At 42.2% G+C, this 23,003-nt stretch carries 29 protein-coding genes and 1 pseudogene; 12 read left to right on the forward strand and 18 right to left on the reverse strand.

Features of this window, described 5'->3' with window-relative positions; translation table 11 throughout:
* Positions 1–7 precede the first annotated feature (7 nt).
* A complete protein-coding gene (locus Q7A53_RS16835; protein WP_411790353.1) occupies positions 8–271 on the forward strand; it encodes a helix-turn-helix domain-containing protein in 264 nt (87 codons plus the stop codon).
* A 156-nt stretch (positions 272–427) separates the two neighbouring features.
* Here the strand turns inward: Q7A53_RS16835 and Q7A53_RS16840 are convergent, their stop codons facing one another.
* The 6 genes from Q7A53_RS16840 to Q7A53_RS16865 form a co-directional block, all read right to left on the reverse strand.
* The gene (locus Q7A53_RS16840; protein ID WP_411790354.1) at positions 428–904 is read right to left on the reverse strand and encodes a GNAT family N-acetyltransferase; all 477 of its coding nucleotides are present in this window, start codon (positions 902–904) and stop codon (positions 428–430) included.
* 24 nt (positions 905–928) lie between these two features.
* Positions 929–1,219 carry an RNA polymerase alpha subunit C-terminal domain-containing protein gene (locus Q7A53_RS16845; RefSeq protein ID WP_411790355.1) on the reverse strand — a complete coding sequence of 97 codons (291 nt, stop codon included), beginning with the start codon at positions 1,217–1,219 and terminating at the stop codon, positions 929–931.
* Between the two features lie 240 nt (positions 1,220–1,459).
* Entirely contained in the window at positions 1,460–2,368 is a 909-nt protein-coding gene (locus tag Q7A53_RS16850) for a S66 peptidase family protein (protein WP_411790356.1), read from the reverse strand.
* 21 nt (positions 2,369–2,389) lie between these two features.
* On the reverse strand, positions 2,390–2,800 hold the full coding sequence (locus Q7A53_RS16855; protein ID WP_411790357.1) for a hypothetical protein: 411 nt from the start codon (positions 2,798–2,800) through the stop codon (positions 2,390–2,392).
* Positions 2,801–2,804: 4 nt separating this feature from the next.
* Positions 2,805–3,236: a hypothetical protein gene (locus Q7A53_RS16860; RefSeq protein WP_411790358.1), complete on the reverse strand. Its 432-nt coding sequence runs from the start codon at positions 3,234–3,236 to the stop codon at positions 2,805–2,807.
* 69 nt (positions 3,237–3,305) lie between these two features.
* Positions 3,306–3,845 carry a GNAT family N-acetyltransferase gene (locus Q7A53_RS16865; RefSeq protein ID WP_411790359.1) on the reverse strand — a complete coding sequence of 180 codons (540 nt, stop codon included), beginning with the start codon at positions 3,843–3,845 and terminating at the stop codon, positions 3,306–3,308.
* Positions 3,846–4,044: 199 nt separating this feature from the next.
* Between Q7A53_RS16865 and Q7A53_RS16870 the strand changes: the two genes are divergently transcribed.
* A complete protein-coding gene (locus Q7A53_RS16870; protein ID WP_411790360.1) occupies positions 4,045–4,218 on the forward strand; it encodes a hypothetical protein in 174 nt (57 codons plus the stop codon).
* Position 4,219: 1 nt separating this feature from the next.
* Here the strand turns inward: Q7A53_RS16870 and Q7A53_RS16875 are convergent, their stop codons facing one another.
* The gene (locus Q7A53_RS16875; RefSeq protein ID WP_411790361.1) at positions 4,220–4,576 is read right to left on the reverse strand and encodes a hypothetical protein; all 357 of its coding nucleotides are present in this window, start codon (positions 4,574–4,576) and stop codon (positions 4,220–4,222) included.
* A 119-nt stretch (positions 4,577–4,695) separates the two neighbouring features.
* Here Q7A53_RS16875 and Q7A53_RS16880 point away from each other — a divergent pair, with 119 nt between their 5' ends.
* The gene (locus tag Q7A53_RS16880) at positions 4,696–5,064 is read left to right on the forward strand and encodes a VOC family protein (protein ID WP_411790362.1); all 369 of its coding nucleotides are present in this window, start codon (positions 4,696–4,698) and stop codon (positions 5,062–5,064) included.
* A gap of 152 nt (positions 5,065–5,216) precedes the next feature.
* Here Q7A53_RS16880 and Q7A53_RS16885 read toward each other — a convergent pair whose 3' ends face one another.
* Positions 5,217–6,563, reverse strand: a complete 1,347-nt coding sequence (locus tag Q7A53_RS16885) for a C40 family peptidase (RefSeq protein ID WP_411790363.1) — start codon at positions 6,561–6,563, stop codon at positions 5,217–5,219.
* Positions 6,564–6,882: 319 nt separating this feature from the next.
* On the opposite strand from Q7A53_RS16885, the gene Q7A53_RS16890 reads away from it, so the two are divergent.
* Positions 6,883–7,791 (forward strand): Gfo/Idh/MocA family protein, encoded by a 909-nt coding sequence (locus Q7A53_RS16890; protein ID WP_411790364.1) that lies wholly within the window; start codon positions 6,883–6,885, stop codon positions 7,789–7,791.
* 155 nt (positions 7,792–7,946) lie between these two features.
* Here the strand turns inward: Q7A53_RS16890 and Q7A53_RS16895 are convergent, their stop codons facing one another.
* On the reverse strand, positions 7,947–9,182 hold the full coding sequence (locus Q7A53_RS16895) for a Zn-dependent hydrolase (RefSeq protein ID WP_411790365.1): 1,236 nt from the start codon (positions 9,180–9,182) through the stop codon (positions 7,947–7,949).
* 138 nt (positions 9,183–9,320) lie between these two features.
* Between Q7A53_RS16895 and Q7A53_RS16900 the strand changes: the two genes are divergently transcribed.
* The 3 genes from Q7A53_RS16900 to Q7A53_RS16910 all read left to right on the forward strand — a co-directional run bounded on the left by Q7A53_RS16900 (position 9,321) and on the right by Q7A53_RS16910 (position 10,629).
* The gene (locus tag Q7A53_RS16900; protein WP_411790366.1) at positions 9,321–9,635 is read left to right on the forward strand and encodes an ArsR/SmtB family transcription factor; all 315 of its coding nucleotides are present in this window, start codon (positions 9,321–9,323) and stop codon (positions 9,633–9,635) included.
* A 79-nt stretch (positions 9,636–9,714) separates the two neighbouring features.
* The gene (locus Q7A53_RS16905) at positions 9,715–10,143 is read left to right on the forward strand and encodes a DMT family transporter (protein ID WP_411790367.1); all 429 of its coding nucleotides are present in this window, start codon (positions 9,715–9,717) and stop codon (positions 10,141–10,143) included.
* Positions 10,144–10,155: 12 nt separating this feature from the next.
* Positions 10,156–10,629 carry a DMT family transporter gene (locus Q7A53_RS16910; protein WP_411790368.1) on the forward strand — a complete coding sequence of 158 codons (474 nt, stop codon included), beginning with the start codon at positions 10,156–10,158 and terminating at the stop codon, positions 10,627–10,629.
* Positions 10,630–10,701: 72 nt separating this feature from the next.
* Here Q7A53_RS16910 and Q7A53_RS16915 read toward each other — a convergent pair whose 3' ends face one another.
* The gene (locus Q7A53_RS16915; RefSeq protein WP_411790369.1) at positions 10,702–10,998 is read right to left on the reverse strand and encodes a hypothetical protein; all 297 of its coding nucleotides are present in this window, start codon (positions 10,996–10,998) and stop codon (positions 10,702–10,704) included.
* A 42-nt stretch (positions 10,999–11,040) separates the two neighbouring features.
* Positions 11,041–11,364 carry a pyrophosphohydrolase domain-containing protein gene (locus Q7A53_RS16920; RefSeq protein ID WP_411790370.1) on the reverse strand — a complete coding sequence of 108 codons (324 nt, stop codon included), beginning with the start codon at positions 11,362–11,364 and terminating at the stop codon, positions 11,041–11,043.
* Between the two features lie 223 nt (positions 11,365–11,587).
* Here Q7A53_RS16920 and Q7A53_RS16925 point away from each other — a divergent pair, with 223 nt between their 5' ends.
* Positions 11,588–11,800, forward strand: coding sequence for a hypothetical protein (locus tag Q7A53_RS16925; protein WP_411790371.1), 213 nt, complete (start codon positions 11,588–11,590; stop codon positions 11,798–11,800).
* Positions 11,801–12,471: 671 nt separating this feature from the next.
* On the opposite strand, the pseudogene Q7A53_RS16930 reads toward Q7A53_RS16925, so the two are convergent.
* The 7 genes and pseudogenes from Q7A53_RS16930 to Q7A53_RS16960 all read right to left on the reverse strand — a co-directional run bounded on the left by Q7A53_RS16930 (position 12,472) and on the right by Q7A53_RS16960 (position 19,659).
* A pseudogene (locus tag Q7A53_RS16930) lies at positions 12,472–13,136 on the reverse strand (Type 1 glutamine amidotransferase-like domain-containing protein).
* A gap of 248 nt (positions 13,137–13,384) precedes the next feature.
* Complete coding sequence (gene arr / locus Q7A53_RS16935; RefSeq protein WP_411790372.1) at positions 13,385–13,801, reverse strand: NAD(+)--rifampin ADP-ribosyltransferase; 417 nt, start codon at positions 13,799–13,801, stop codon at positions 13,385–13,387.
* 352 nt (positions 13,802–14,153) lie between these two features.
* On the reverse strand, positions 14,154–15,656 hold the full coding sequence (locus tag Q7A53_RS16940) for a malate:quinone oxidoreductase (RefSeq protein ID WP_411790373.1): 1,503 nt from the start codon (positions 15,654–15,656) through the stop codon (positions 14,154–14,156).
* Positions 15,657–15,986: 330 nt separating this feature from the next.
* On the reverse strand, positions 15,987–17,063 hold the full coding sequence (locus tag Q7A53_RS16945) for a sensor histidine kinase (RefSeq protein WP_411790374.1): 1,077 nt from the start codon (positions 17,061–17,063) through the stop codon (positions 15,987–15,989).
* On the reverse strand, positions 17,060–17,740 hold the full coding sequence (locus Q7A53_RS16950; RefSeq protein ID WP_411790375.1) for a response regulator transcription factor: 681 nt from the start codon (positions 17,738–17,740) through the stop codon (positions 17,060–17,062). The genes Q7A53_RS16945 and Q7A53_RS16950 overlap by 4 nt, the downstream gene beginning before the upstream one ends.
* A gap of 84 nt (positions 17,741–17,824) precedes the next feature.
* Entirely contained in the window at positions 17,825–18,640 is an 816-nt protein-coding gene (locus Q7A53_RS16955) for an ABC transporter permease (RefSeq protein WP_411790376.1), read from the reverse strand.
* The gene (locus Q7A53_RS16960) at positions 18,637–19,659 is read right to left on the reverse strand and encodes an ATP-binding cassette domain-containing protein (RefSeq protein ID WP_411790377.1); all 1,023 of its coding nucleotides are present in this window, start codon (positions 19,657–19,659) and stop codon (positions 18,637–18,639) included. Before Q7A53_RS16960 ends, Q7A53_RS16955 begins: the two co-directional genes overlap by 4 nt.
* 341 nt (positions 19,660–20,000) lie before the next feature.
* On the opposite strand from Q7A53_RS16960, the gene Q7A53_RS16965 reads away from it, so the two are divergent.
* The 4 genes from Q7A53_RS16965 (at position 20,001) to Q7A53_RS16980 (ending at position 22,997) form a co-directional block, all read left to right on the forward strand.
* Positions 20,001–20,456, forward strand: a complete 456-nt coding sequence (locus Q7A53_RS16965; RefSeq protein WP_411790378.1) for a hypothetical protein — start codon at positions 20,001–20,003, stop codon at positions 20,454–20,456.
* Positions 20,457–20,545: 89 nt separating this feature from the next.
* Positions 20,546–21,358: a hypothetical protein gene (locus tag Q7A53_RS16970; RefSeq protein ID WP_411790379.1), complete on the forward strand. Its 813-nt coding sequence runs from the start codon at positions 20,546–20,548 to the stop codon at positions 21,356–21,358.
* Complete coding sequence (locus tag Q7A53_RS16975) at positions 21,345–22,178, forward strand: hypothetical protein (RefSeq protein ID WP_411790380.1); 834 nt, start codon at positions 21,345–21,347, stop codon at positions 22,176–22,178. The genes Q7A53_RS16970 and Q7A53_RS16975 overlap by 14 nt, the downstream gene beginning before the upstream one ends.
* Positions 22,179–22,187: 9 nt before the next feature.
* Positions 22,188–22,997 (forward strand): hypothetical protein, encoded by an 810-nt coding sequence (locus Q7A53_RS16980; protein ID WP_411790381.1) that lies wholly within the window; start codon positions 22,188–22,190, stop codon positions 22,995–22,997.
* Positions 22,998–23,003 lie beyond the last annotated feature (6 nt).

A 23,003-nucleotide genomic window follows, 5' to 3' on the forward strand; every position in this document is an offset into this window, starting at 1 on the left:
GATTGAAGTGTCAAGAAGACGTTCATTAGATGATATTCTAGAATCTGAATATGTATCTATAGGAGAACTAGCTCGAATAACGGATTCAAGGTATAGTACGTTAAAATATTACACAGAGGCAGGCTTAATCCCCTTTGAACAACCCGATGAAAATTTAACGCGAAGATATCCAAGAGTATCTTCAGTTGAAAGAATTGAGACTATCAAACGGTTGAAGAAGGATGGCATGTCAATTACTGAAATCAGTGATTGGTTGCTTCATAAGGATTGATTCATGTAATATTCATTTAAAGACTTCGATTGAATGAAAAAGTCCAATTTCTCTACCTTGATGTGCAGAGAAATTGGGCTTTACTATAAAGATATACAGCTTCGCATCTAAATGGAGTGCTGCTGAAAATATCTCAGGACTTCTTTTGTGACCTGGCTAGCTCATTTTCAGCTCCAATTTTCTACTCTTTGTCGCCATACCGATCGACCTGTAAAATTCAATGGCAGAAGTATTTTTCTCCGATACCCCTAATTCGATACTATCAACAGCGAGACTACGGCCAAAATCAAATATATAGTTCATCAGCTCTTTTCCGATGCCTTTCCTTCTATGGGCTTCAGCAATGGATAAACTGTTGATAACTAAGACTTTCCTCGCTTGGACAAAAGAATTTCCCGCTACTTCTTCTTCCTTCGTCACGATAACTCCAGCCAAATCATCACCTAATACAGCCACGAAAATATGCTGGTTGTCATCCTTCAACTGGCTCTGAAAGAATTCTGGTTCAACAGGAGTAGAATTCTCTTTGTATACATCTGGTCTTACAAAAACGTGGAGTTCATGAACCTGCCTGAATAGCGGCAGCAATGATTCGTAATCGTTTGGAACGGCTTGTCGAATAGATAAATCCATAATATTTTCACCCCACATTTATAATTATTCCTTAAAAGATAAGCCCTTCTCTTTCAAAGCTGATTGAAGCTTCGGTAACGATGCCGGTCCCATACCATGAAATTTCAAAATCTCTTTCTGCCTATAGGTTGATAAAATTTCCAAAGAAGTAACACCATTGTTTTCCAAAGCTCTTCTAGCTGGTGCTGAAAGCAAGGCAAGAAATCCACTTTCAGGTTTTCGTTCCTTTTCACAAATAGGACAAGTGGGGCAATCGCTGCTTTTAGAATATTTGTGTCCTTTTTCGCATACTCTTACCTTTTCATTTGAAGTCAACGTTAACATCCCCTTACTATGAATTTAGCTTTTCAATCGTTTCTTTCAAATACATAACGTATTAAAAACACACCACCCAAGAGTAATGGAAAACCTATCAGTATATAATATATATTTCTAGCTATTGCAAGGACACTCCCCAAATAATTGAAGAGAAACATCCAAATGATGATTAGAATATATTTGAACCAATCCTTCATAATTGACCCCTTTACGGCAAAACATGTCAGTTCCCTGGATTTATTGTACACCAGAATCAATCAACAATTGAGGCGGTGAGGTAGTCAGTGTCGCTTCTACTCCCAGTGGCACTCCATAATTGGGCTGGCAATGACCAAAGAGAAAATTCTCAACCACAGGGAAGCGTGCATGAGCAAAGAAATTTTGCAGCACTTTTCTAATTTTAAAATGTTCATCTGGATCCGCTTGAAAGTTTCCTAAGACTACCCCTTGGACCTCATCAAACACCCCCGCCTGCTTGAGATGAGTGAGCATCAAGTCCACACGAAACGCTGGTTCTGCAACCTCCTCAATGAGGAGAATGCTCCCTTTCGATTTCACTTGATAAGGTGTTCCCAAACCACTGGTAAGCAGCGTTAGATTTCCTCCAGCCAAAGGTCCTTCACCTGTACCATGAGCGATCGTTTGGAGACGTGATGTGTGAGAATCATAGATGATAGACTCACCTGTAAACAAAGGTGCAAACGAGGAAGCGGTCTCTTTAGTGATTTGTTCGTCATTTAGATCGGATGCCACCATCGGTCCGTGGAAAGTAACCAGATCACTGAACTGTTGAATCGCATTCAAGAGATAGGTAATGTCACTGTAGCCCCAAAATATTTTAGGATTACTTTGAAGCTTTTCGTAATCAATCATAGGAGCAATCTTAGCTGACCCGAACCCTCCATTTGCGCAAAAAACACCTCGGATAGCCGGATCACTAAAGGCTTCATGCAAGTCAGCAAGGCGTTTTTCTCCGGCAGCTGCAAGGTCTTCCTCCGCATTGAAAACATTTTTTCCAATGACGACATCGAGCCCCATTTCTTCTAATACACGTTGTCCCTGAAGTAAGTGCTCTCTGTCTGGCGGACCGGCCGGGGCAATAACGGCAACCCGATCGCCTTTTTGTAAGGAACTAGGCTTTATCATAAACTTTTCTCCTTCCCATGGTTATTTAACTGGAACTTCATATTTTTGTTCAAGATGATAAGAAAGATAGAAGTAGACTACTAACAATATCGAGAACCCTGCCAACACATTGATGAACCATAATGGAGAAGAATATAAGCCGAAGAAAGTAGATACAAATACTCCAAATACCATTCCCGCAACTATGTACGCTATCAACTTGTAGACAAAGATAGGTTTTAATAGATAATCAATCAAAGCAGATAGTGGCAGGGCTAAGAGGATTATGATAGGAAGTGCGTACATACAAATCCATGAAAAAGAAGCAAAATCTGAAGGGTTATGCACACCATGCCCATGAGTCGTTGGCTCATAAAGGATGGAACCATATAATAAAGATACAATGATCGTAGCTGCGATAATGGAAAATAACCTTATTAACATTAATTTCATCGGTCTATACTTTCTGCGGTCTTTCTATAAAAACTTTTTCAAATAAATAAGTAAAATGAAAGAATACAATCATAGAAATACAACTTACTAACATCAGGTTTCTAATAAATATAGGTTTGCTCCACATGCCAAACCATATTACAATTAGCAAACCAATCATGCACCCTAATAAAAAATATGATAATAGCATGGAAGAATATTTCCTGCTGAAAAAATTGATTTGTAATTGATCAATGATAACGGACAAAGGTAACCCTGCAAAAAGAAATAATGGAACGATATACATCCCGCCCCAGACAACTCCGCCCCAATAAGGATATGTATTACTTATGCTTCGAGTGGCAGGAAAAACAAAGTAGATAAGATAGGTATAGACTAATGTAAGAACTATGGAAGTCGTTACATTTGAAAATAATCTTGTAACTAAAGATTGCATAAACTCCTCCAACCTGTACGTGATAATATGTGATTTTCTGAATTTAAATAAAGAAACAGTCTTCTTCTCCTACTGTAGCCTTCCCGGTTTCAGATCTGAAACCAGCATTCCATATACAAGGCTGTCTGTCCACTCCCCCTTACTCCAGTAATCCTGTAAAAAGTGAGCTTCCTTTCTCATCCCTATTCGTTCACACAACCTTTGTGATGCCAAATTCCTCGCATCAAGATTCGCTTGGATCCGGTGCACCTTCACTGCGTGGAATAATTTTCTCACTAAATGACTCACGGCTTCTGTTGCAAATCCTTTTCCTGAAGTTTCAGCCGAAAAACTGTACCCTATTTCAACCGTATCCTTCATCCCTGTATACCATACAGCCAAATCCCCAATCACCTTCTGATGCTCCACCACTGCCAGATTTAAGCCGGTTTCCTTGGTAAGAGAATGGTTGTTTAATTTTTTATCGAAGGATTCCTGCATGCTTTCCCGTCTCCATTTCTCATGCAGTAGATATTTACAGGTCTCCTCGTTATTGTAAATGTGAAACACTTCTTCTAGATCATCGCTTTTAAATGGCCGAATTATTAATCTTTCTGTAGTGAATTCCAACATAATCACTCCTTACCATAGTTTGTTTATTTAGCAAACATAAAGAATTTCATTGGGACCTCCATCGTTTGCCGGAATGACCTCTTAGTTTTGTTTTTAAAGTTTCCCATCTGATCTTCAGCCTCTTCTATCACCTTTTCCAACAAAATCACCTGTGATAGGCTGATGATTAGCTGACTTTAATGAAAGGAGTATTCTATTGAATTCCTATACTTTGAGCGTTTACTTTGTTCTTACTCTTATAGCTTACTTAATCACTGGCCCCTATGGTCCTGTAGTAGCTCTGGTCATTATCGTTCCCATACAAATAGTAATTCTTCTTACAAAAGTGCTAAAAAAGTTAAATGAAATTGATCAGAAGCTGAATGGATAAATCACTCCTTTTCAACAATAATTTTACTCGCAGCTCGATGGTCAATTTCATTATTTTTCCCTTTATCCTTCACCCATACATGTACTATTGGATGCTCGGTTTCTCTTACAAATTTCTTTAACTGATCAAATCTTTCTACTTCTCCACTAATCTCTGTATTATCATCAATTAGAACTTCGTATGTCGGATATTGTGCTTCAGGATCAATATCGTCCTCTCCTACTAGGATACTGTTTTCCTTTACTTCAAGTATTACCCCCTGGAAATCAGCATTGTACTCATGATCATCTACACGTCCGCAAGCGACTATGATTAGCACTAACAATATGGATAAACTCTTCATTAAGTTCTTTTGCATAGTTCCCCCTTTAGCAAATAGCTTAAGACTCAGGAAGCATTTAAACCTCTTCAAAAAAGGACTTTTTAAAAAAAGGAACGAACTCTATTATAGTGATATGTACTATGAGGAGGAAAAAAATGAGCGATCATTTATTCAATGGTATTCATTACTTTAGAATCCCTGTCGTAGACTTGAATGAATCAGTGTCTTGGTATTCAGATTGTTTAAAGTTTAGATTAAAGTTTAACCGAGGGGATTTAGCTGTGTTTGAGCTTGAAAATGGTCCGCTGTTCGTTTTAGTAGAAGCAGATAAGGATTCCCGCGGTCATTTTCTTAAGAATGGTCAACCCGAGTTTTCGGTGGGGCTTACCACTTCTGATATTCATCAACTGTACGACTACTTAGCTGGTAAAGGGGTGAAATTAGAGTCTATCGAGGAGGATGATGGCCATCAGTTTTTTCATTTTTATGATCCGAGCGGCAACAAACTTCAAGTACATAACTAAACTAAAAGCTGCCCTTCACATTCCAACCTCTCCTCTTGAGATTTCCTGCTCCTTCCATTATTACAACATTTATAATAATGGGCAAGGCGCATAAAAAACCTCCCCAACGATTACTGTGAGAATCGTTGGGGAGGTTGATTTGAATGGATTTTCTATTCTACTACTCTTCGTACCACACCATTAAACGCTGCTCTCCAATAAGAATTGTTCATCGAATCAATGGAGACACCAGAAGAACTATTATCATCTAAGAATCTTCCATTCCCAAGGTAGATTCCTACGTGACCATTGGTTTTATACGTATCGAAGAAGACAATATCTCCTCGCTGCATGGAAGAAGCACTGACTCTTCTGCCTCGGTTAACTAGAGTGTTGGTACTTGTACCGGTTACCGATCCTAAATTAACTCCCGCTTGTGAATAAGCCCAGCGGACAAAGGAAGAGCAATCAAAGGAACGGTTCGCAATATCCGTGCTATTACGGCCGCCTCCCCAATTGTAAGGAGAGCTCCCTACTAGAGAAGATCCCGCCTGAATAGCAGCCTCGATGGCTCCGCTACCTTTGTGCACGGTGCCTGTCAATTGCTGGGGCTTTGGCTCCTTGTGGGTAGTAGCTCCACTGTTGCTGGAGACCGTTTTATTACTTTTTTCGCTTTTACTTTGAGCTTCAGCTTGAGCTTGCTGTTTCTCACGTTCTCTTCGGGCTCTCTCTTCCTCCCGTTTCTTTTCAGCGAGTTCTTCTTTTCTTTTTTCTTCTTCAATTAACTTTTGCTCTTGGCTCGATAACTGATTGGATTCCTGCTTCAGTTGGTCAAGCTCCTTAGTAGTAAGCATACTTTCCTGTTTCATCTTTTCAATTAAACTGTTCTTTTCGTCCATTTGATATTGCAGCTGGACTTTAACACTTTCAAGTTCTTCTAAAGCATTTTTTTCCTGTTGTTCTTTTTCTTTAAGCTCTTTTTGATCCTTCTCCAGGTGCTGCTGGTTTTTCTTTTGTTCTTCCAGCAAATTCTGGTCTGCCTTTGCAATGGTGCTGACCGCTGTTGCTCTTTCAATAAAATCACCGAAATCCTGCGAACCCATTAACACACTTAAATAACTTCGATCTGTATCGTTAACTTGCAAAGCACGCGCTCGCTTTTTCAGTACGCCCATACGCTCTTTAATTTTCTGTTTCGTCTTTTTAATATCGGCTTTTAAAGCGGTCATTTCTTTTTTGGTTTGTTCAATTTTTTCGTTTAATTCAGCCACTTTTTCATTCGTTTGATCTACTTTTGCAGTGATTTGTTTTAAAGCATCCTTCATTTCTGCTTTATTCTGCTCTAATTTCGTTAATTTTTCTTTTTTAGCATCCATGCTTTTTTCTACTTCGTCCTGCTTATTATGTATATCTTCCATTTTATCCTGAGAACTATCATCTGCTAATACAACTTGATGGTCAAATAAACCTAGTAAACTAATAAACAACAAAGGGATCATAACCTTATTTATTTGTTTCACTTAAATCCTCCTATTGACAATAATCTCAACTAGTCCGTATTTATTATAGCAAGTAAGATTCGACATAAACAGACAATTAATATTACAAGTTTATTTCAAAATGATTACAAAGTCGTAGGAATGGTAGTTTCGTATAAACAATGGCTACAAATTTCATATTTCCCAGAGAAGAAAATAGAGTAAATGACTTGAAGAAAGACTTGAAAGCTTCAAAGTGCTTACCTGGATAACCTATCACTAAGCATAAACATTTGATCCCTCCCCCATCCCCGATAAAATAAAGACAAGCAACAATAATAGAACTAGTGAGGTGGCAACTATGAAACTTGGAATCATCGGTTTAGGCGACATTGCTAAAAAGGCATACTTACCCGTTCTTTCGGAAAGAGAAGACCTTGAACTCATTCTGTGTACACGAAACGCAGACACGCGAAAAACACTGGCTAGAAAATATAGAATCAATGAAACCGTAGAGACAGTCGAAGAATTAATCGAATGGGAGATCGACGCAGCGATTGTTAGTGCGGCAACAGTAGCGCATGCAGAGATTGCTGAAAAGCTTCTTAAGAACTGGATCCCCACCTACATCGACAAACCGATTTCGCTCGATTTTAACGAAACCAATCGAATTGTTCAGCTTGCCAAAGGTTACGGTACGAAAGCCATGGTCGGCTTTAACAGAAGGTTTATCCCAAGCATCAAAGAACTCAAGACTCACGGGAAACCAGATCTCGTTCTTATCCAAAAAAATCGTTTTGCGCTGCCAGATAAGGCTCGTAGATTTATCGTGGAAGATTTCGTCCATGTGGTCGATACGCTGAGGTTTCTTATGGATACCGAGGTGAAAGACGTGAAGGTGCAATCCCTGCAGAATGGCGGCAAGCTTGAACACGTGATCGTCCAGCTGGTTGGAGACGACTGTACCGCGATGGGCATGATGAATCGGAATGGCGGTGTGACCGAAGAGATCATCGAATATACCGTGGATAACCATAAATATGTGGTGAACAACCTCACAGAAACCACCCACTATCATGACAAAGAAATCAATTTTTCTAAGCCAGGGGACTGGGAGCCTACGCTTGCTAAACGGGGATTCTATCAAATTACTGATCACTTCATTGAGTGTGTGAAAAAGAACAAGGTGCCTTCGCCTTCGATTGAGGATTCGCTGAGGACGCACGAGATTTGTGAGCGGATAGTAGAGGCGGTTGAATCGGTTGATTAAGAAAGGCTGAAACTCCTTTTTAGCTTACCGAAAAATAGATTAGAAAAAAGGCAGCGAATCAACATTCGCCGCCTTTTTGGAGTGGACTTCTACTAATTCTTTTTCTTTAGACGAGGTTAAGTGAAAAACACAGCTTTCAACATTTGAAATACCTATCAAGATTGGGCAATCCTCAAAGCGGTCTGGTAGAGGAGTTCTACCCCTTTCTGCAAATCTTCCATTTCAGAGTATTCCAGCGGGTTATGGCTAATGCCTTTTTCACTACGGACGAAGATCATCCCGTAGTCGCTGATGTACGACATAAATAACGCATCATGGAAGGGTCCGCTCATAAGTACAGGAGATTCATAGCCGAGTTTCTCGTCTTCTTCTTTCATAATCTCCTTGATCCAGTCAGCACAGTAACGCGGGTCACTTCGTGTGTCTTCACTGATGGAGTAGTCAAGGTTCAGCTCTTTGCTTGTATTTTCAATGATTGCATAGAGTTTCTTCTCCAGTTTCGTGCGGGCATCGAGGTCAATATCCCGAAGATCGATCGTGAATTCGACTTTTTCAGGGATGATATTTCGAGAGTTAGGGAAGGTCTGAACACTGCCCACCGTTCCCACGGTATTAGGTGTTCCTTCACTGAGGACAAGTTCGTTAAATTCTTTCGTAATGACCGCCGCTCCGAGAAAAGCGTCCTGCCTTAAATGCATAGGAACGGATCCGGCGTGTCCGGCAAAGCCTTCTAACGTGACCGTCAGCCAGATCGGACCGGAGATGGCCGAGACAATACCGACGGGTTTATTTTGCGATTCGAGAACTGGTCCTTGTTCAATGTGCAGTTCAAGAAACGCTTCAATGTCCCCTTGTTTGTAAACCGGGCTTTGACTCAAATCAGGTTCCACTCCAAACTCTCTTAGCGCCTCAAGACGAGTGACCCCGTTCTTATCTTTCCGCTCCAGATCCTCTTCCTCAAGCTGGCCAATAATGCCTCGGACACCAAATACGCCTTTATTAAATCGGGATCCTTCTTCATCAGCAAAACAAATCACTTCAATGGTGCGGTTCGGCTGAATCCCCTGATCTTTCATAGTATGTACAACTTCAATGGCTCCCAGGGCTCCTGCTGTGCCGTCAAACCGCCCGCCATAAGGCTGCGAATCAATGTGGGAACCGAGCATTAGTATAGGCTTGTCTGTTTCTTTTCCTTCCACTCTGCCGACTAAGCTTCCGAAGCCATCAATGTGAGTTTCCAGTCCTGCTTCCTCCATCCAAATCCGGACAACATCCACAGCTTCCCGGTCTTCTTTAGAATGGGCGAGACGGCAGACACCGGTTTCCCCGATTTTCCCTATCTCGGCCAGGGATTCGATATGCTCCTTGAAACGGGTATGGTTAATTTCCATAATCTCTCTCCTCCTTTTTTTACCACTATATCAACATCTGAATACTCTGACAATTAACATAGTGTTAAATACTGATCATTGCTCAGCAGCATGTCTGTTGATTGACATATCGAAATTATTCGATTTATAATGCGAACTATGGAACCTATCGATGTATTCAAAGCACTGTCTAATGAGACTCGGCTGAACATCCTCAAGTGGCTGAAGGAGCCGGAGAAGCATTTCCCTAAGCAGCAAGCTCATCTTCCCAAGGAGGTAAGTATTAAGGGCGGGGTCTGTGTAGGAGATATTCAAGAGAAAGCTCAAGCTTCTCAATCCACGGTTTCCCACTACTTGAACATGATGCAGAGAGCCGGGCTGCTGGAATCTGTCCGTTACGGTCAATGGACGTATTACAGACGGAATGAAGAGATCCTTCATCAATTAGCCCACTATCTTGATACAGAAATCTAATGATAGATTTCTGTTCTTTTATATTTTGTATATCGATAATTCTAGATATTTAATTATTATGATTATAGGAGGTTTTTATATGCGTTACATTGCCTACATCTTTGCTCTCTTAGGAGGAGCGGCACTTAGCTTTGAAGGAGCGATTTATGGTGAATTAGGAGAAAATGTGGGCCAGCTGGAGGCCACGTTTTATAATTTTGCCGTGGGTTCCTTAATCCTTGGTTTACTATGGCTGTTCTTCGGAAAAGGAAAACTTTCTCATACCGTGAAGGCCCCTAAATGGACACTGCTAGGAGGAATTCTTGGAGTCACGTATTTGCTTGCGATTGTTATTAGTGTCCCCTTTGTAGGAGTAGGAATTACGATGGTAGCGGTCATTATTGGTCAGATGTTGATGAGCATGGTGATCGAACACTTCGGCTGGCTCGGCAGTAAAACCGCTAAAATCAATAAAGAAAAAGTACTGGCCGTTCTTTCTATGGTCATTGCCCTTATTCTTATAAATTAGGAGGCATCTAAAATGGAACTTATCATTATATTATTTACATTACTCGGCGGGATTACGCTCAGCGCCCAATCCTCCATTAACGGTACATTCAGTCAGAAAGCAGGGACCATTGAAACAACGCTTCTTACTTTTGTCACAGGTGCAATCTTTCTGTTTCTCATCATTCTCTTCTTTGGACAAGGAGATTTATCAGCGATCATGGCGGCGCCGAAATGGCAGTTAAGTGCGGTATTCATGGGAACGATTTACCTTATGTTCACTGTGATCGCCGTACCGAAAATCGGCGTTATCGCAGCTAACATTTCAACAATTATCGGCCAGCTTGTCATTAGTGTCATTATTGACCATTTCGGCTGGTTTGGGAGTATTGAAATTGAGTTAGGCTGGGATAGAATGCTTGCATTATTCTTTATGGCGCTTGCTCTCTATTTTATCTATAAAGGAAATATGCGGTCTAAACAACAGGTGCGAGAAGCAGAATCTTAATTCGGACTAAAAACTCCCCCGCCTTTCTGCTATAAAGAAAGGCGGGGGAGTAATCTATCCCATAAACACTACTTAAACTTTATGAAATTCTGTGCCATCCAAGTGATCATTCTCAAAGTAATCCGTTAAATCATCGCCGTCTTCCCGGATCACCCGATCTTCTTTGTGCTGTTTTTTGGTTTCAGAGCCAGTCTTACTGTCTTGTGCAAGATTCACTGCCTGCTCCACAAGCTCCATGATTTTATGCTGCATGGATTCTCTTTCTACTGGAGCCATGCTGTCCCAATGATCATCTAAGTTCTTCTGTAAATCAAGTCGTGTTTCTTTGATCAAATCTATCACTTGAGTTACGGATTCCGAATTTTTCATAGTACGCGTATCCTCCTTGAGATATGTTTGGTCTTCTCTGAATCAGTCTTCTACACGGACTAAAAACACCCGATCCTCGAAGGCTCCTCGTTTTCCCGCTTTTTCTTTGCGAATCCTCTCGACATCCTCCAAAGTACCTCCGTGCTGCTTCGCCAGTGCCTTCATTAATTCCAGCACGTCCGCGAGTTCTTCTAACGCATCGTCATTTTGATCCGCTTCCAAGTATTCATTCACTTCTTCTTGCAGTTTCGTTCTTAATTCTGTCTGGTAATCTTCTTGGTATAGAATTTCAGCTTTTAAAGCTTTTCCCTGATCTTCAATGATTTGCGGGATTAAATCGCGGACTAATTTGTTGTACGTTGTCACGGGGTTCAATTCTCCTTTGCGGAATTATTCTTTTTCTTTAGTTTACTGGCCGGGGTAGAGAAAAAACAGAGTACTCTATAATTTTTATCATGATTGATTTAGCATTCTCAATCGATATGGTTATAATTTCCACACGAATATAAATTTGATATGATTAAGCTGTTTAGTCGTTAGTTGGATGAGTGGATGATGAAAGTAGCTATAGCTGAGAGGGGGAATCTCGATGCTTTCAAAGAGGAAAACCACACTAGGAAATTGGCTTGCTTATTTAGGATTATTGATTTTTGCGGTTGGCTTTTCATTTAGTGAGATTATTGGAATTGAAGGGACACCCCATTTGTTAGAATCGGCTTCCATCCCACTAGGAGTAATCGGATTATTAATGTTAATCACATCTAATTTCTTTACTAAAAAAAGCTCAGATCATTTAAATTGAGTTCAGCGCAGCCAAAGTGGTTTTGAAAGTGTAAACAGATTCTAAAGTGACGTAGTTAAACTGCAGCTTGCCAAGTGTGTTAACGAGGCAGGTTTAATATATGAAATTTAAAAGCGAGGGGTCTATCTTGTGGGTGAATTAGTTAAGGGTAATGAATATTTTTATATTATTATATACTGTCTAATTGTATTGATAATTAATCTGGATTACTTAAGGGATTTCAAAAATATAAAAAAAAGACTTAGCGATATTTCCTCAGATGATGAGTTAAAAATTGATCCACAATCTATGTCCTTGCTCGTGATCGTTCTGGTGTTTAATTTCTTTCGAAGGTGGTTCATTTATTTACTTGCCGTGCTAATAACAGACCACATACTTGTCATTGTTATTTCATTTATTTTATTTGTAATAAGTTTATATGATTGCTTTTTTAATTATAGTCTAGTAAAAGTTATAAAATCGAATATTGTCCTATACTTAGCAGTCATTGATGCAATCTACATCTCGATTTTTATATTTTATCTATTCACTTTCTAAACACTGACAGACACTATATCTCAAAATAGTTCTTCACCTATTTAAATAGAATTTATATATGAAAATGCCTCATTTCTCACCCAACGGGAAGAAATGAGGCTTTCTTTTATTTCTTAAAGCGCCGTCTCCTGAAGTTAAGGGGTGAACAGCTTCCATTGCCCCTCGGAGACAACTTCAATCCCGCCATCAGTCACTTTAATGGCCGTCTGATCGTCAATTGCGTAACCCGCACCTGATATTTCTGCTGCCCACTTTTCTGCATTGGCCAAGGTGTTGTCCGGCAGCATCTCGTGTTCCAGATGAGGAAACATGGAAAAATCCACCAGACCCAGCGCTTTATCGTCCCCAGTGGGCGAACGCCAGCCTACGAATTCTTCACCGATATTTGGAGCCATCACCATGCTCCCAGCGCTCATCCCCACATAGACGGCGTTCAGCGATGGCAAGAGGTCTGCCAGCCCGGATTGCCGCATCCAGTCAAGTAGAGGGCATCGCCGCCTGACACGAGCAGGACGTCCGTCTCCTGCACAAGTGGAACCCAGCGTTTTTCGTCGATGCTGGGCAGGGCTGTTAGCTCAAGCACGCCGACAGACTTCCAGCCAAGCTCAACCATGGGATTCTCGGACTTCCCGCTAATGAATTCCCAGGCATTGACGCCGGGACCGACCCAGGGATGTCCGTACATTGCGGTCGGGATACACAGGGCGGTGGACTCGGCGATCGGCTTGTCCAGCATGTCGACAAGGGCGGCGTGGATCGTCGGGTTAGTGACTCCCCCTGAAGTTAGCAGAAGTTTCATTCCGAGTGGATCCAGGGACTTAGAATTCTTCAAATCATTATGCGTCAAAAGTTTTCCTCCTCAGGGATCGAAGCTGCGGCTCTTTATCACGTAACCTTTAGGATCATGACGTATGACATAGGTTGACTCACTAACTTCCCTATCCAGAAGGTTCGGATGACGAAATCGCTTCTTCAACGAATAAATATCTCTTATTTATTTTACCATGGTTCTTCTATATAAACCGGATTTACTATAGACGGTGAAGATTAATCGTATATTACGTTTTTCCCTTCTTCCGTCAGCTTTTTTATCGAGGCAACCATGTGATTGATTTCTTCATCGGAATGCCTTTCCCAGGAACGTAATTCAGCTACTATTTTCAATGGGGACTTAGACCTGTATGAGCGTGTGGGATTTCCAGGAAATCGTTTATCCGTTACGTTCGGATCATTTTCAAACTCACCTAAGGGTTCTACAATATAAATTCGTTCTTGGGACTGAGATGCTGCTAATTCAGCGCCCCATTTAGCCGCATTTAATGTTGAAGTGAAATAAATGTAGTTCGATTTTTTGTCTTGGTAGTTGGATTGATGCTGAGCTTCTAATAGATCGCCAATATTCAGTTTTGCTTTGGTGCCATGAAAGAAAGGACCAGGATCCAAGACATCTTTTTCTTCATTCATACGGTTCCACCCCTGTAAATTAGATTTGTAATCATAGTATAGGACAGGTGCTGTCGAAAGAGTAGTCTATAAATTTTTTGTAGGTAGGCGTATAATAGAAGTAGAAGGAACGTTGTTTTTATTTAAGGATCAACGTTTGTAAGGGTTCTAGGGATCAATTTTCCCGGATAAGAAAGCCCCGTTTCTCCTTTTTAATACGGAGAAACGGGGCTTTTTCATTTGAATCGTAGTGTTTCTTAATTAAGGCGGTTATCCAATAATGGATGATGGCTTTTATCAGTAAAAAAAAAGAACCTTCAATCCATAATAGGATTAAAGGTTCCATTATTCGGCTGTTCATATAATTAGTGTATCAATTATTCACGGTTTCCTTATCGCTCAAACCCAGTGCTTCAGCCGTTGACTTATGAATCTCATCGATCAAGTCAGGGTGTTCCACTAAGGATAAACCATAAGAAGGAATCATTTCTTTAATTTTCGGTTCCCAGTCTTTCATATGCTGCGGGAAGCAGCGGTTCATCACATCAAGCATCACGTGCACGGCGGTTGATGCCCCTGGAGAGGCGCCTAGCAGGGCAGCGATGGAACCATCCGCAGAATTGACGACTTCGGTACCGAATTGCAGCGTTCCCCTGCCGCCTTCGTCGGTATCCTTAATAACCTGGACACGCTGGCCGGCGGTGACAAGTTCCCAGTCTTCGCTTTTGGCGTCCGGGATAAATTCGCGAATGGCTTCCATGCGCTGTTCTTTGGATAGCAGCACTTGCTGGATCAAATATTTGGTTAAGGACATTTGTTTGGCTCCGGCGGATAGCATCGTCAGGACGTTGTTCGGTTTAACCGAGTTGATTAGATCCATTAACGAGCCTTCTTTTAGGAACCTCGGCGAGAAGCCGGCAAATGGTCCAAATAATAAGGTCTTTTTGTTGCCGATGTAGCGTGTATCTAAGTGCGGCACAGACATAGGCGGTGCGCCGACGGGAGCTTTCCCGTAAACTTTTGCCTCGTGCTGGTCGACGACTTCCTGGTTTTTACAAACCATGAACTGGCCGCTGACCGGGAAGCCTCCGAAGCCTCTGCCTTCCGGTATGCCGGATTTCTGCAGGAGATGCAGGCTTCCGCCACCGCCGCCGATAAAGACGAATTTGGCGTTATGCAAGACCTCTTGACCGGTTGCAAGGTTTTTCACTTTTACGTTCCACGTACCGTCCTCAGCGCGGTTTAACCCTTCTACGCTGTGTTGATAGTTCACTTTAACATCGGTGTTCTCTAAGTGATCAAACATTTTGCGGGTTAACGAACCAAAGTTCACATCCGTACCCGAGTCCATTTTCGTTGCAGCCACTGGTTCTGTGGAAGTGCGATCTTTCATAATCAGCGGAATCCAGTTTTTCAGTTTTTCCGGATCATCTGAGAATTGCATTCCTTTGAAAAGTGGGTGCTTGGACATCGTTTCAAACCGATTCTTTAAGAACCTCACATTATCTTCGCCGAAGACTAAGCTCATATGGGGCAGCGGCATGATAAATTCCTGCGGGTTCTTCAGTTGGCCGCTTTTCACCAGGTAAGACCAGTATTGTCTGGACACTTGAAACTGTTCATTCACGGTTTCTGCTTTGCTCATATCTATGGAGCCATCTGGTAGTTCTTTCGTGTAATTCAGCTCGCACAATGCCGCGTGTCCCGTTCCAGCATTGTTCCACTCGTTCGAACTTTCCGCTCCTGTGCCTTTCAGCTTCTCAAACACAGTGACGTTCCAGTCAGGTGAGACTTCTTTCAATAGTGAAGCTAACGTTGCACTCATGATTCCAGCGCCGATTAAAATCACGTCTGTTTTCATTTCTCCGTTGCTCATAGTTACCATCCTTATCTATTTAAATTTACATTAAAAGCTAGAATAGATTGGTGTACAGCATCATAACGTTTCGTCTATTTGAAAAATACCACTATTCTTAATTATAAACGACTTGGCGCAAGTAAAAAAGTGAAATGTGCACATTCGAACACAGTAAAAAGCCTTTCCTCCCTCAGATTAAGGGAGAAAAGGCTTTAAATAGCGGTTCTCAGCAGACAAATTTTTCTAAATGGGGACGGTGGGGACAGGTACCGCCGTCCCTTCGTGTATGGAATTAAAAACCGAGTTATGGCTGTGGTGAAGCAGGAGCTGGGACAACGGTACCTGTCCCTATAGTCCCCCACTCGTGAATGTGACGGTGATTTCGGTTCCTTTGCCTAGTTCACTGTCCACTTCAATCTCGGCTTCATGCAAATCGATGATTCGTTTCACAATCGACAGGCCGAGACCGCTGCCGCCGTGCTCTCGATTTCTCGCTTTATCTGCTTTATAGAAGCGTTCAAACATGTGCAGACGTGTATCTTGATTCATACCTACCCCATTATCTTTCACCGTCACGACAATCCGGCCATCTTCTGTCGTTGAAGCATGAACGGCAATGGTTCCGTCCTGCGGGGTAAATTTAATACTGTTATGAATCAGGTTGACCCACACCTGATCCATTAAATCCCTATCCGCCTCCAGGGTAATGGCATCAAGTTCTACATCCATATTGATCCTTTTCTCTGCCCAGTGCGGTTCATTAGCGAGAATGACGCGGCGCAGCTGGTGATCTAACCGGTAGTGCTTCCATTCAAGCATGAGCTGATCGGACTCTAAAGAGGTCAGCTTTAACAGGTTATCACTCAATTTCGAGAGCCGCAGGCTTTCCTTTTCAATAATGTCCAAGTATTGGTTCCGTTCTTCGGTCGTTAAATCGCCGTTCTTTAACGTATAAGCAAACCCACTGATCGAGGTTAAGGGAGACTGAATTTCATGGGACACGTTAGAGATAAATTCCTGCCTCATTCCCTCCATTTCTCCCAGCTTCTCGGCCATGTGACTAATATTTCTAATGATTTTTGAATAGGGATGATCATTGTTCACATCAAATCGCTCCCGGTAATAGGAAAGGTCGATATCGAAATTCCCTTCCGCCATCATTTTCATGGCATGGATCATGGAATTCAGATGTTTTTCCTGTTTAGCTCTTACCCATGGGATTTTCGTAATAAAGAAAATGAAAAAACCGAACAGCACAAATCCAACTAACGAAGTGATGAGCTGGCTGACAAAGATACTCGGCTGATAGCTGGAAGCCGCATACACCTTGGACGCCAGCCAATAAGCCGCCGACCAGCATAGAAGTAACGCCGTAGCGATCCCTAAGAAACCAAAGATACGCTTAATAAATTCCGGGATTTTCACTTCACTTCCTCCAGACGATACCCGAGGCCGCGGATGGTCGCAATCTCAATCGGACAGGAATAGGAAGCCAAGCGCTGCCGCAGCCGCTTAATATGAACGTCCACGGTTCGTTCATCTCCCTCATAGTCAAATCCCCAGATATCTTCAATGATCTGTTCGCGGGACAGGGTCTTCCCCTTATGAGTAGCCAGTTTAAACAACAGCTCAAATTCCTTAAGCGGGAGCGTAACAACCTCGTCCTTAATCATCACTTTATAGGAAGCGCGATCGATCACGATCCCGCCGATATCAATTTGATTGGAAATGGTGATTTGGTGACGCTTCAAGAGCACTTTCACTCTTGCGGCCAGCTCTTCTGCTGCAAAAGGTTTCACCAAATAATCATCCGCTCCCAAGTCAAAGCCTTTCACTTTTTGCGCCGTTTCGCCTTTAGCGGTCAGCATTAAGATCGGCATGGTCTCAGAATAATACGTCCGAACTTCCCGGCAGAGCGCCCAGCCATCCATCTCGGGCATCATAATATCCAGAACAATCAAATCAATTTTTTCTTGATCAAGAATGCTTAAGGCCGTTTTCCCGTCCTCTGCTTCAAAGATGGTTAAGCCTTCTTTCGTAAGAATCAGCTGAACTAATTTTCTGATATGCGGATCATCATCGACTACGAGAAGTTTCGCCATATCCTTCATTCCTTTTCTTATAAAAGTAAGGGAACCGCCTGCAGCGAGGCGGTTCCTGATTGTTATCCATAGTTTACACCAATCTCACGTTTTGCGCATATAAGCGCGAACGGTTAATGGCGCAAAAATCGCCACAATCACTGCTCCTCCGATCAGAGAAATCGTAAAGTCCCAGCCGATGGTTCCGGAGTTGGCTAAATCTCGGACAGCGGTGACCAGATGGGAGACCGGATTGATCTTCACAAACCACTGCAGCCAGTCCGGAAGTGTATCTGCCGGCACAAAGGCATTGGAAAGAAACGTAAGCGGGAACAAAATCAGCATCGAGATCCCCTGCACACTGGAGGCCGTCCGGGCGATCACGCCAAAGAAAGCAAAGATCCAGCTGACGGTCCAGGAACAAACGATCACAAGTAATCCGGCAAGCAGGACACTCGCAATGCCGCCATCAGGACGATAGCCCATAATGAATCCCATCGAAAACGTTAAGGTTGTCGCAATCGTATACCGTATGGTGTCCGCAAGCAACGCCCCTGCCAGTGGAGATATCCGCGCAATCGGCAGGGACTTAAACCTGTCGAACACCCCCTTATCCATGTCCTCCCTGAGCTGGGTTCCCGTGACGATCGAGGTCGTGATCACCGTCTGGACGAGAATGCCGGGAATAATGACGGGCAGATAGCTTTGCACGTCTCCGGAAATCGCGCCGCCAAAGATATAGGTAAACATCAAGGTGAAAATAATTGGCTGTAACGTCACGTCAAACAGCTGTTCAGGGGTGCGGCGGATTTTCAATAATCCGCGAAAAGCCATCGTCAGCGAATTTTGCACCGATTGTTTTAAACTCGTTTTGTTTCGGAGCTGACGGTCGTTATTGTAGGCTGATGAATGGCTGCTCATGCTTGAGCCCTCCTTTTTTGTTCGAGTTGATCTGTATCATTTGCTTGATCTTTCTGCGCATCGTTTCCAGTAATGGTTAGGAATACTTCATCAAGCGTTGGTTTCTGGACACTGAATTCCTCCAGGCGGATGTCGGTCTCACGCAAAGCAATCAGGATATCCGCAACTAGATCGGCATCCGGCAGCGGTGCGATAATTTTTCTTCCTTCTGGTGACACCGCGGACTGCACGCCTAGCATCCGGTCAATAAGTTTACGGGCTGGCTCTAATTCTCCGGCATCGTGAAGATTTACATGCAAGGACGAGGCCCCGACTGACTGCTTCAATTCGTTGACGGTTCCTTCTGCCACTACCTTACCGTGGTCAATAACCGCTATTCTGTCAGCAAGCTCATCGGCTTCCTGAAGATACTGGGTTGTTAACAGTACGGTCGATCCTGATTTCACCAATTGGCGAATCGTCTCCCACATTTGGTTCCTTGTGCGGGGATCGAGTCCTGTTGTCGGCTCATCTAAGAAAATCAGCGGCGGCTTAGCAATTAAGCTCGCAGCAAGGTCAAGACGGCGGCGCATCCCTCCGGAGAAGTGCTTAAGCGGACGCTTCGCCGCTTCCGTTAAGCCGAATTCCTCCAGCAGTTCAGCGGACTTCCGGCGCGCTTCTTTCCGGCTGAGGCCGAGCAGGCGGGAGAAAATCATTAAATTCTCCGTCGCACTCAGGGCTTCATCGACGGACGCATACTGTCCGGTCACCCCGACTAACTGACGAACAATCTGCGGCTCCTTGACAACATCATGCCCAAAAATTTTCGCTGTGCCTGCGTCTGGCTTCAGTAAAGTGGCAAGCATGCGGATCGCGGTCGTTTTCCCCGCTCCGTTCGGACCTAACACTCCATAAATGGCACCCTGCGGAACGTGAAGATCCACCCCGTCTACGGCTTTATTGGTGCCAAAGGTCTTGCTCAATCCCTTAGCTTCGACGGCCCATACTGTATCTGTGTTCTTACTATTGGTAGTACTCATTATTGTCCTCCTTTTCCCTGACTATAAGGTAATCTTGAAATCTAAAATGCGGATAAGACCTGTATCTCATTTATGAATTATAAGACCCTTATATGAACGGAATATGAACAAAGAAAAAAAGAAGAGGGACATTGGGGACAGGTACGTGTGTCCCAATTTTCGGGACATCCGTACCTGTCCCCAATGTCCCCTGCCGGTTGTGAAACTTATCCAGCAACTAAGCAATTAAACAAGCAATTCATTTATATTTGTGAAACCACGTAATATTGTTGTTTTTAAAATTCATTCCTTATAGTATGAAAGTTGATAGTACTATCGACTAATTATTTGGAGGAATTTATGTGAAAATGTTAAATATAGCAAAAAAGTTACTTATATTTACCGGGATTATAGTCACAGGCGCACTAGGATTTACTAGCACAAATGTAGATGCGGCAAGTAATTATGGCGATACACACTATTACATGGAATTTAATAATTTAAGTTTTACATCACATGACGTTACTCCTGACCGAGAAAAGTGGGATGCAACCTCTTCTTATATGAAAACTGATTATGTAGGTGCGGCAAATGATGCTGACTACAAATTTACCGGCTATGTCGAAAAAGATAATGGGGTCAATTTAGATAATAACGGAGCATGGAGGTATGAGTTTGGTGACCATACCACTCATTTCTTAAGTAATTATGCTTATGAAAATTATGGATACGGGGTTTTAATTCATATCCGTGGAGAAGCAGGTTGGAATCGTGTAGATGTAGGAACAGGGGGCGTATGGAGTCCCGATAGTATCTAAACTATATATGTCCGGGTGCTGCATTCTAGTACCCGGATCTCTTACATAATAGATAGCAAGATATTTTAATAAAAAGGAGATTGCTAGTTGTGAAAGCTTTGCTTAGAACCGAACTTAAACGAGGTTTTGGTAGTTGGTCTTTCTTAACCTCATTGATTATTGGAAATTTACTTTCCTTCATTTACATAATTAGACATGTGATTCCTATGTATCCAGTACAAGACTTTGAGAGTGCCACCCATTTAAATGCATATTACCAGTGGATCGGGATGAATTGGTCTGCTTTTGAAACGAATTTGCTGTTTTTTCTGATGCCGATACTCGCCTGTGTTCCCTTTGCCTATTCTTATACTCAGGATCTCAATTCAGGCTTTATCAAAAGTATCTATACGAGAACTTCAAGAAGAAATTATTTGGTTTCCAAATTTATAAGCACCTTTATGACGGGGGCAGTCGCTTATTTGGTCCCTTTAGCCTTAAATTTTGCGCTCATTGCTCTTCTTCTACCCATCGTGACCCCTGATATTGCCTACGGGACATCAAGCATCGGGCTGAATTCAATGTGGAGTTCCCTGTTTTATGATCACACGTTCCTTTACTGTGCCGTTTATGGGTTAATCAACTTCTTCTTTGCCGGTATTTATGCTGTGATGGGCTTAGCGGCCGCTGTCTTTACTAATCGTGTGTTCATTGTGCTGGTCATTCCTTTTATTGTAAACTTAGCACTGGAAACCGGCTTCGAATTGACGGGCCAGCCAGCCATGGTCCCTTTTAAATTTCTTGTTCCCGGACAACCCGTCTATCATATCCAGTTTTCTATCATCGCCTTGGAACTCCTGCTATTGCTGTTCGTTTCAAGCGTTCTATTTCTAGGAGGAATACGGAAACGTGAAGTCTATTAAACAACACTGGAACAATCAGCTGTTTAGCATTTTCAATGACTGGAATCCGATCTTTGGGAGAATTCTAGTTATCTTAGTCATCTTGACCCTCTCGTTCTATTTACGAGGAGACTATTTTCTGGATAGTCTACAGGGAAGTGGTGCAGAAGCGAGCGGTACGGATTTGCTTGTTTATAATTATAATAAAAGAAGTCTGGCACTTGAAATCCTGCCATTCATGTCGATTGTGATGATCAATATCATCTCATTGTATGATAAAGAAATTTACATCCTTCCCTACAAGACAAGATTCAACTATTTCAAAGCGGTCACAGGTAAAATAATCACTCATTCCACGCTATTCGTTTTCATCTTTGGTGCAGTAAATATATTATTTAGCCTGTTTTTTATCCGTAAGATAACCAGCTGGACGGCGACGAACAGCACACTGTATCAAGTCGCCTTTCATATAACCAAAACGGATCCGCAATTACATAGTTTATCTGTATGGAAGGAAAATCAGTCTCTCTATCATCCAGTCTATATAGGAATGGTCTACTCTATTTTCTTAATACTGGCCATCTGCATTATGACCTTGTTCACTTACATTCTCATTTTACTTATTAGAAGTGAAATCATTAGTTACATCCTGATGTTAGGGATGCTTATGCTGGATGCTTTTTCGGATCTTTCTATTATTCTTGATAAAGTAGAAATTTCTTACATGGATTGTCTGTTTCCCGGCACTTTGGTTAGCGATTTCGGTTATCTTTGTGCAATTTTCCTTCTTTTATTCCTGGCAGGCGTCTACATAATCAAAAGAACAGATTTTCGAACATAAGGAGTTAGCATGAGACATTTAATTAAAAGAGATCTATTGCTGCTGTTCTCATCCAACCTGTATAAATGGATAGCAGCGATCGGCCTTACTATATTTATAACTTCCGTTTCTTTATATAATTTAAATCACTGGTTTCAGCTACACGATTATCAGAACATCCAAGCAAGCTTGACGGATGTCTTATTCCTGAATTTCAAGGGGACAGCTCCCACTGACAAAGAGCTTCCGTATGTTTGGCTGCTGGTTCAGCTTTACGGTGTATTTCTTGTCGGGAATTTTACAGAGGAGGATTTTAAAGAGAACGGTCCCTACATTATCAGCCGCTCCTCCAGAGGAAAATGGTGGATGAGCAAGACGCTCAGCATTGGAGTCCTAATGTTCGTTTATTATGGAGTGCTGGTGCTCGTGACGTTGCTTCTCTCTTCCTTTTACGTTGATCTTTCATTTAACTGGAGCACCTATGGAAATAAGATGATTGTGCCGCTCCTCAGCACTTCTATCCACCCATTCCTTTTCGTTCTTGTGATGGTTGGTCTGCTTTATACGGGTAACCTGCTGCTTACGTTTTTGTTAATGACTTTATTGGCACGTTTTTCATCCATTTATAGTTTCTTGATCGTAGTAGTGATTCTTTTCTCTTCTCTATTTATTCACTTTTCAGGGTCACCGGCGATGCACTCTATTATTCTGCGGCAAGGATTATTCAATGAACAGCTGCCCGGCATTGCGGCATCCTTTATATATAACATTGGAATTTCTATCGGGATCTGCCTTGCCGGAGGTTTGTATTTTAGAAAAATAGACATAGATAAGGAGTAGGTAAGA

Source organism: Halobacillus rhizosphaerae, from assembly GCF_046719735.1.
Taxonomy (GTDB): domain Bacteria; phylum Bacillota; class Bacilli; order Bacillales; family Halobacillaceae; genus Halobacillus_B; species Halobacillus_B rhizosphaerae.

Bases quoted from the DNA above. Each gene is read 5' to 3' on its own strand.
- Q7A53_RS16880 (WP_411790362.1), top strand. From the start codon at position 4,696: ATGAGCGATCATTTATTCAATGGTATTCATTACTTTAGAATCCCTGTC.
- Q7A53_RS16980 (WP_411790381.1), top strand. From the start codon at position 22,188: ATGAGACATTTAATTAAAAGAGATCTATTGCTGCTGTTCTCATCCAAC.
- Q7A53_RS16915 (WP_411790369.1), bottom strand. From the start codon at position 10,998: ATGAAAAATTCGGAATCCGTAACTCAAGTGATAGATTTGATCAAAGAA.
- Q7A53_RS16955 (WP_411790376.1), bottom strand. From the start codon at position 18,640: ATGAGCAGCCATTCATCAGCCTACAATAACGACCGTCAGCTCCGAAAC.
- Q7A53_RS16925 (WP_411790371.1), top strand. From the start codon at position 11,588: ATGCTTTCAAAGAGGAAAACCACACTAGGAAATTGGCTTGCTTATTTA.
- Q7A53_RS16840 (WP_411790354.1), bottom strand. From the start codon at position 904: ATGGATTTATCTATTCGACAAGCCGTTCCAAACGATTACGAATCATTG.
- Q7A53_RS16960 (WP_411790377.1), bottom strand. From the start codon at position 19,659: ATGAGTACTACCAATAGTAAGAACACAGATACAGTATGGGCCGTCGAA.
- Q7A53_RS16900 (WP_411790366.1), top strand. From the start codon at position 9,321: ATGGAACCTATCGATGTATTCAAAGCACTGTCTAATGAGACTCGGCTG.
- Q7A53_RS16875 (WP_411790361.1), bottom strand. From the start codon at position 4,576: ATGCAAAAGAACTTAATGAAGAGTTTATCCATATTGTTAGTGCTAATC.
- Q7A53_RS16895 (WP_411790365.1), bottom strand. From the start codon at position 9,182: ATGGAAATTAACCATACCCGTTTCAAGGAGCATATCGAATCCCTGGCC.
- Q7A53_RS16940 (WP_411790373.1), bottom strand. From the start codon at position 15,656: ATGAGCAACGGAGAAATGAAAACAGACGTGATTTTAATCGGCGCTGGA.
- Q7A53_RS16860 (WP_411790358.1), bottom strand. From the start codon at position 3,236: ATGCAATCTTTAGTTACAAGATTATTTTCAAATGTAACGACTTCCATA.
- Q7A53_RS16950 (WP_411790375.1), bottom strand. From the start codon at position 17,740: ATGGCGAAACTTCTCGTAGTCGATGATGATCCGCATATCAGAAAATTA.
- Q7A53_RS16890 (WP_411790364.1), top strand. From the start codon at position 6,883: ATGAAACTTGGAATCATCGGTTTAGGCGACATTGCTAAAAAGGCATAC.
- Q7A53_RS16850 (WP_411790356.1), bottom strand. From the start codon at position 2,368: ATGATAAAGCCTAGTTCCTTACAAAAAGGCGATCGGGTTGCCGTTATT.
- arr (WP_411790372.1), bottom strand. From the start codon at position 13,801: ATGAATGAAGAAAAAGATGTCTTGGATCCTGGTCCTTTCTTTCATGGC.
- Q7A53_RS16910 (WP_411790368.1), top strand. From the start codon at position 10,156: ATGGAACTTATCATTATATTATTTACATTACTCGGCGGGATTACGCTC.
- Q7A53_RS16905 (WP_411790367.1), top strand. From the start codon at position 9,715: ATGCGTTACATTGCCTACATCTTTGCTCTCTTAGGAGGAGCGGCACTT.
- Q7A53_RS16855 (WP_411790357.1), bottom strand. From the start codon at position 2,800: ATGAAATTAATGTTAATAAGGTTATTTTCCATTATCGCAGCTACGATC.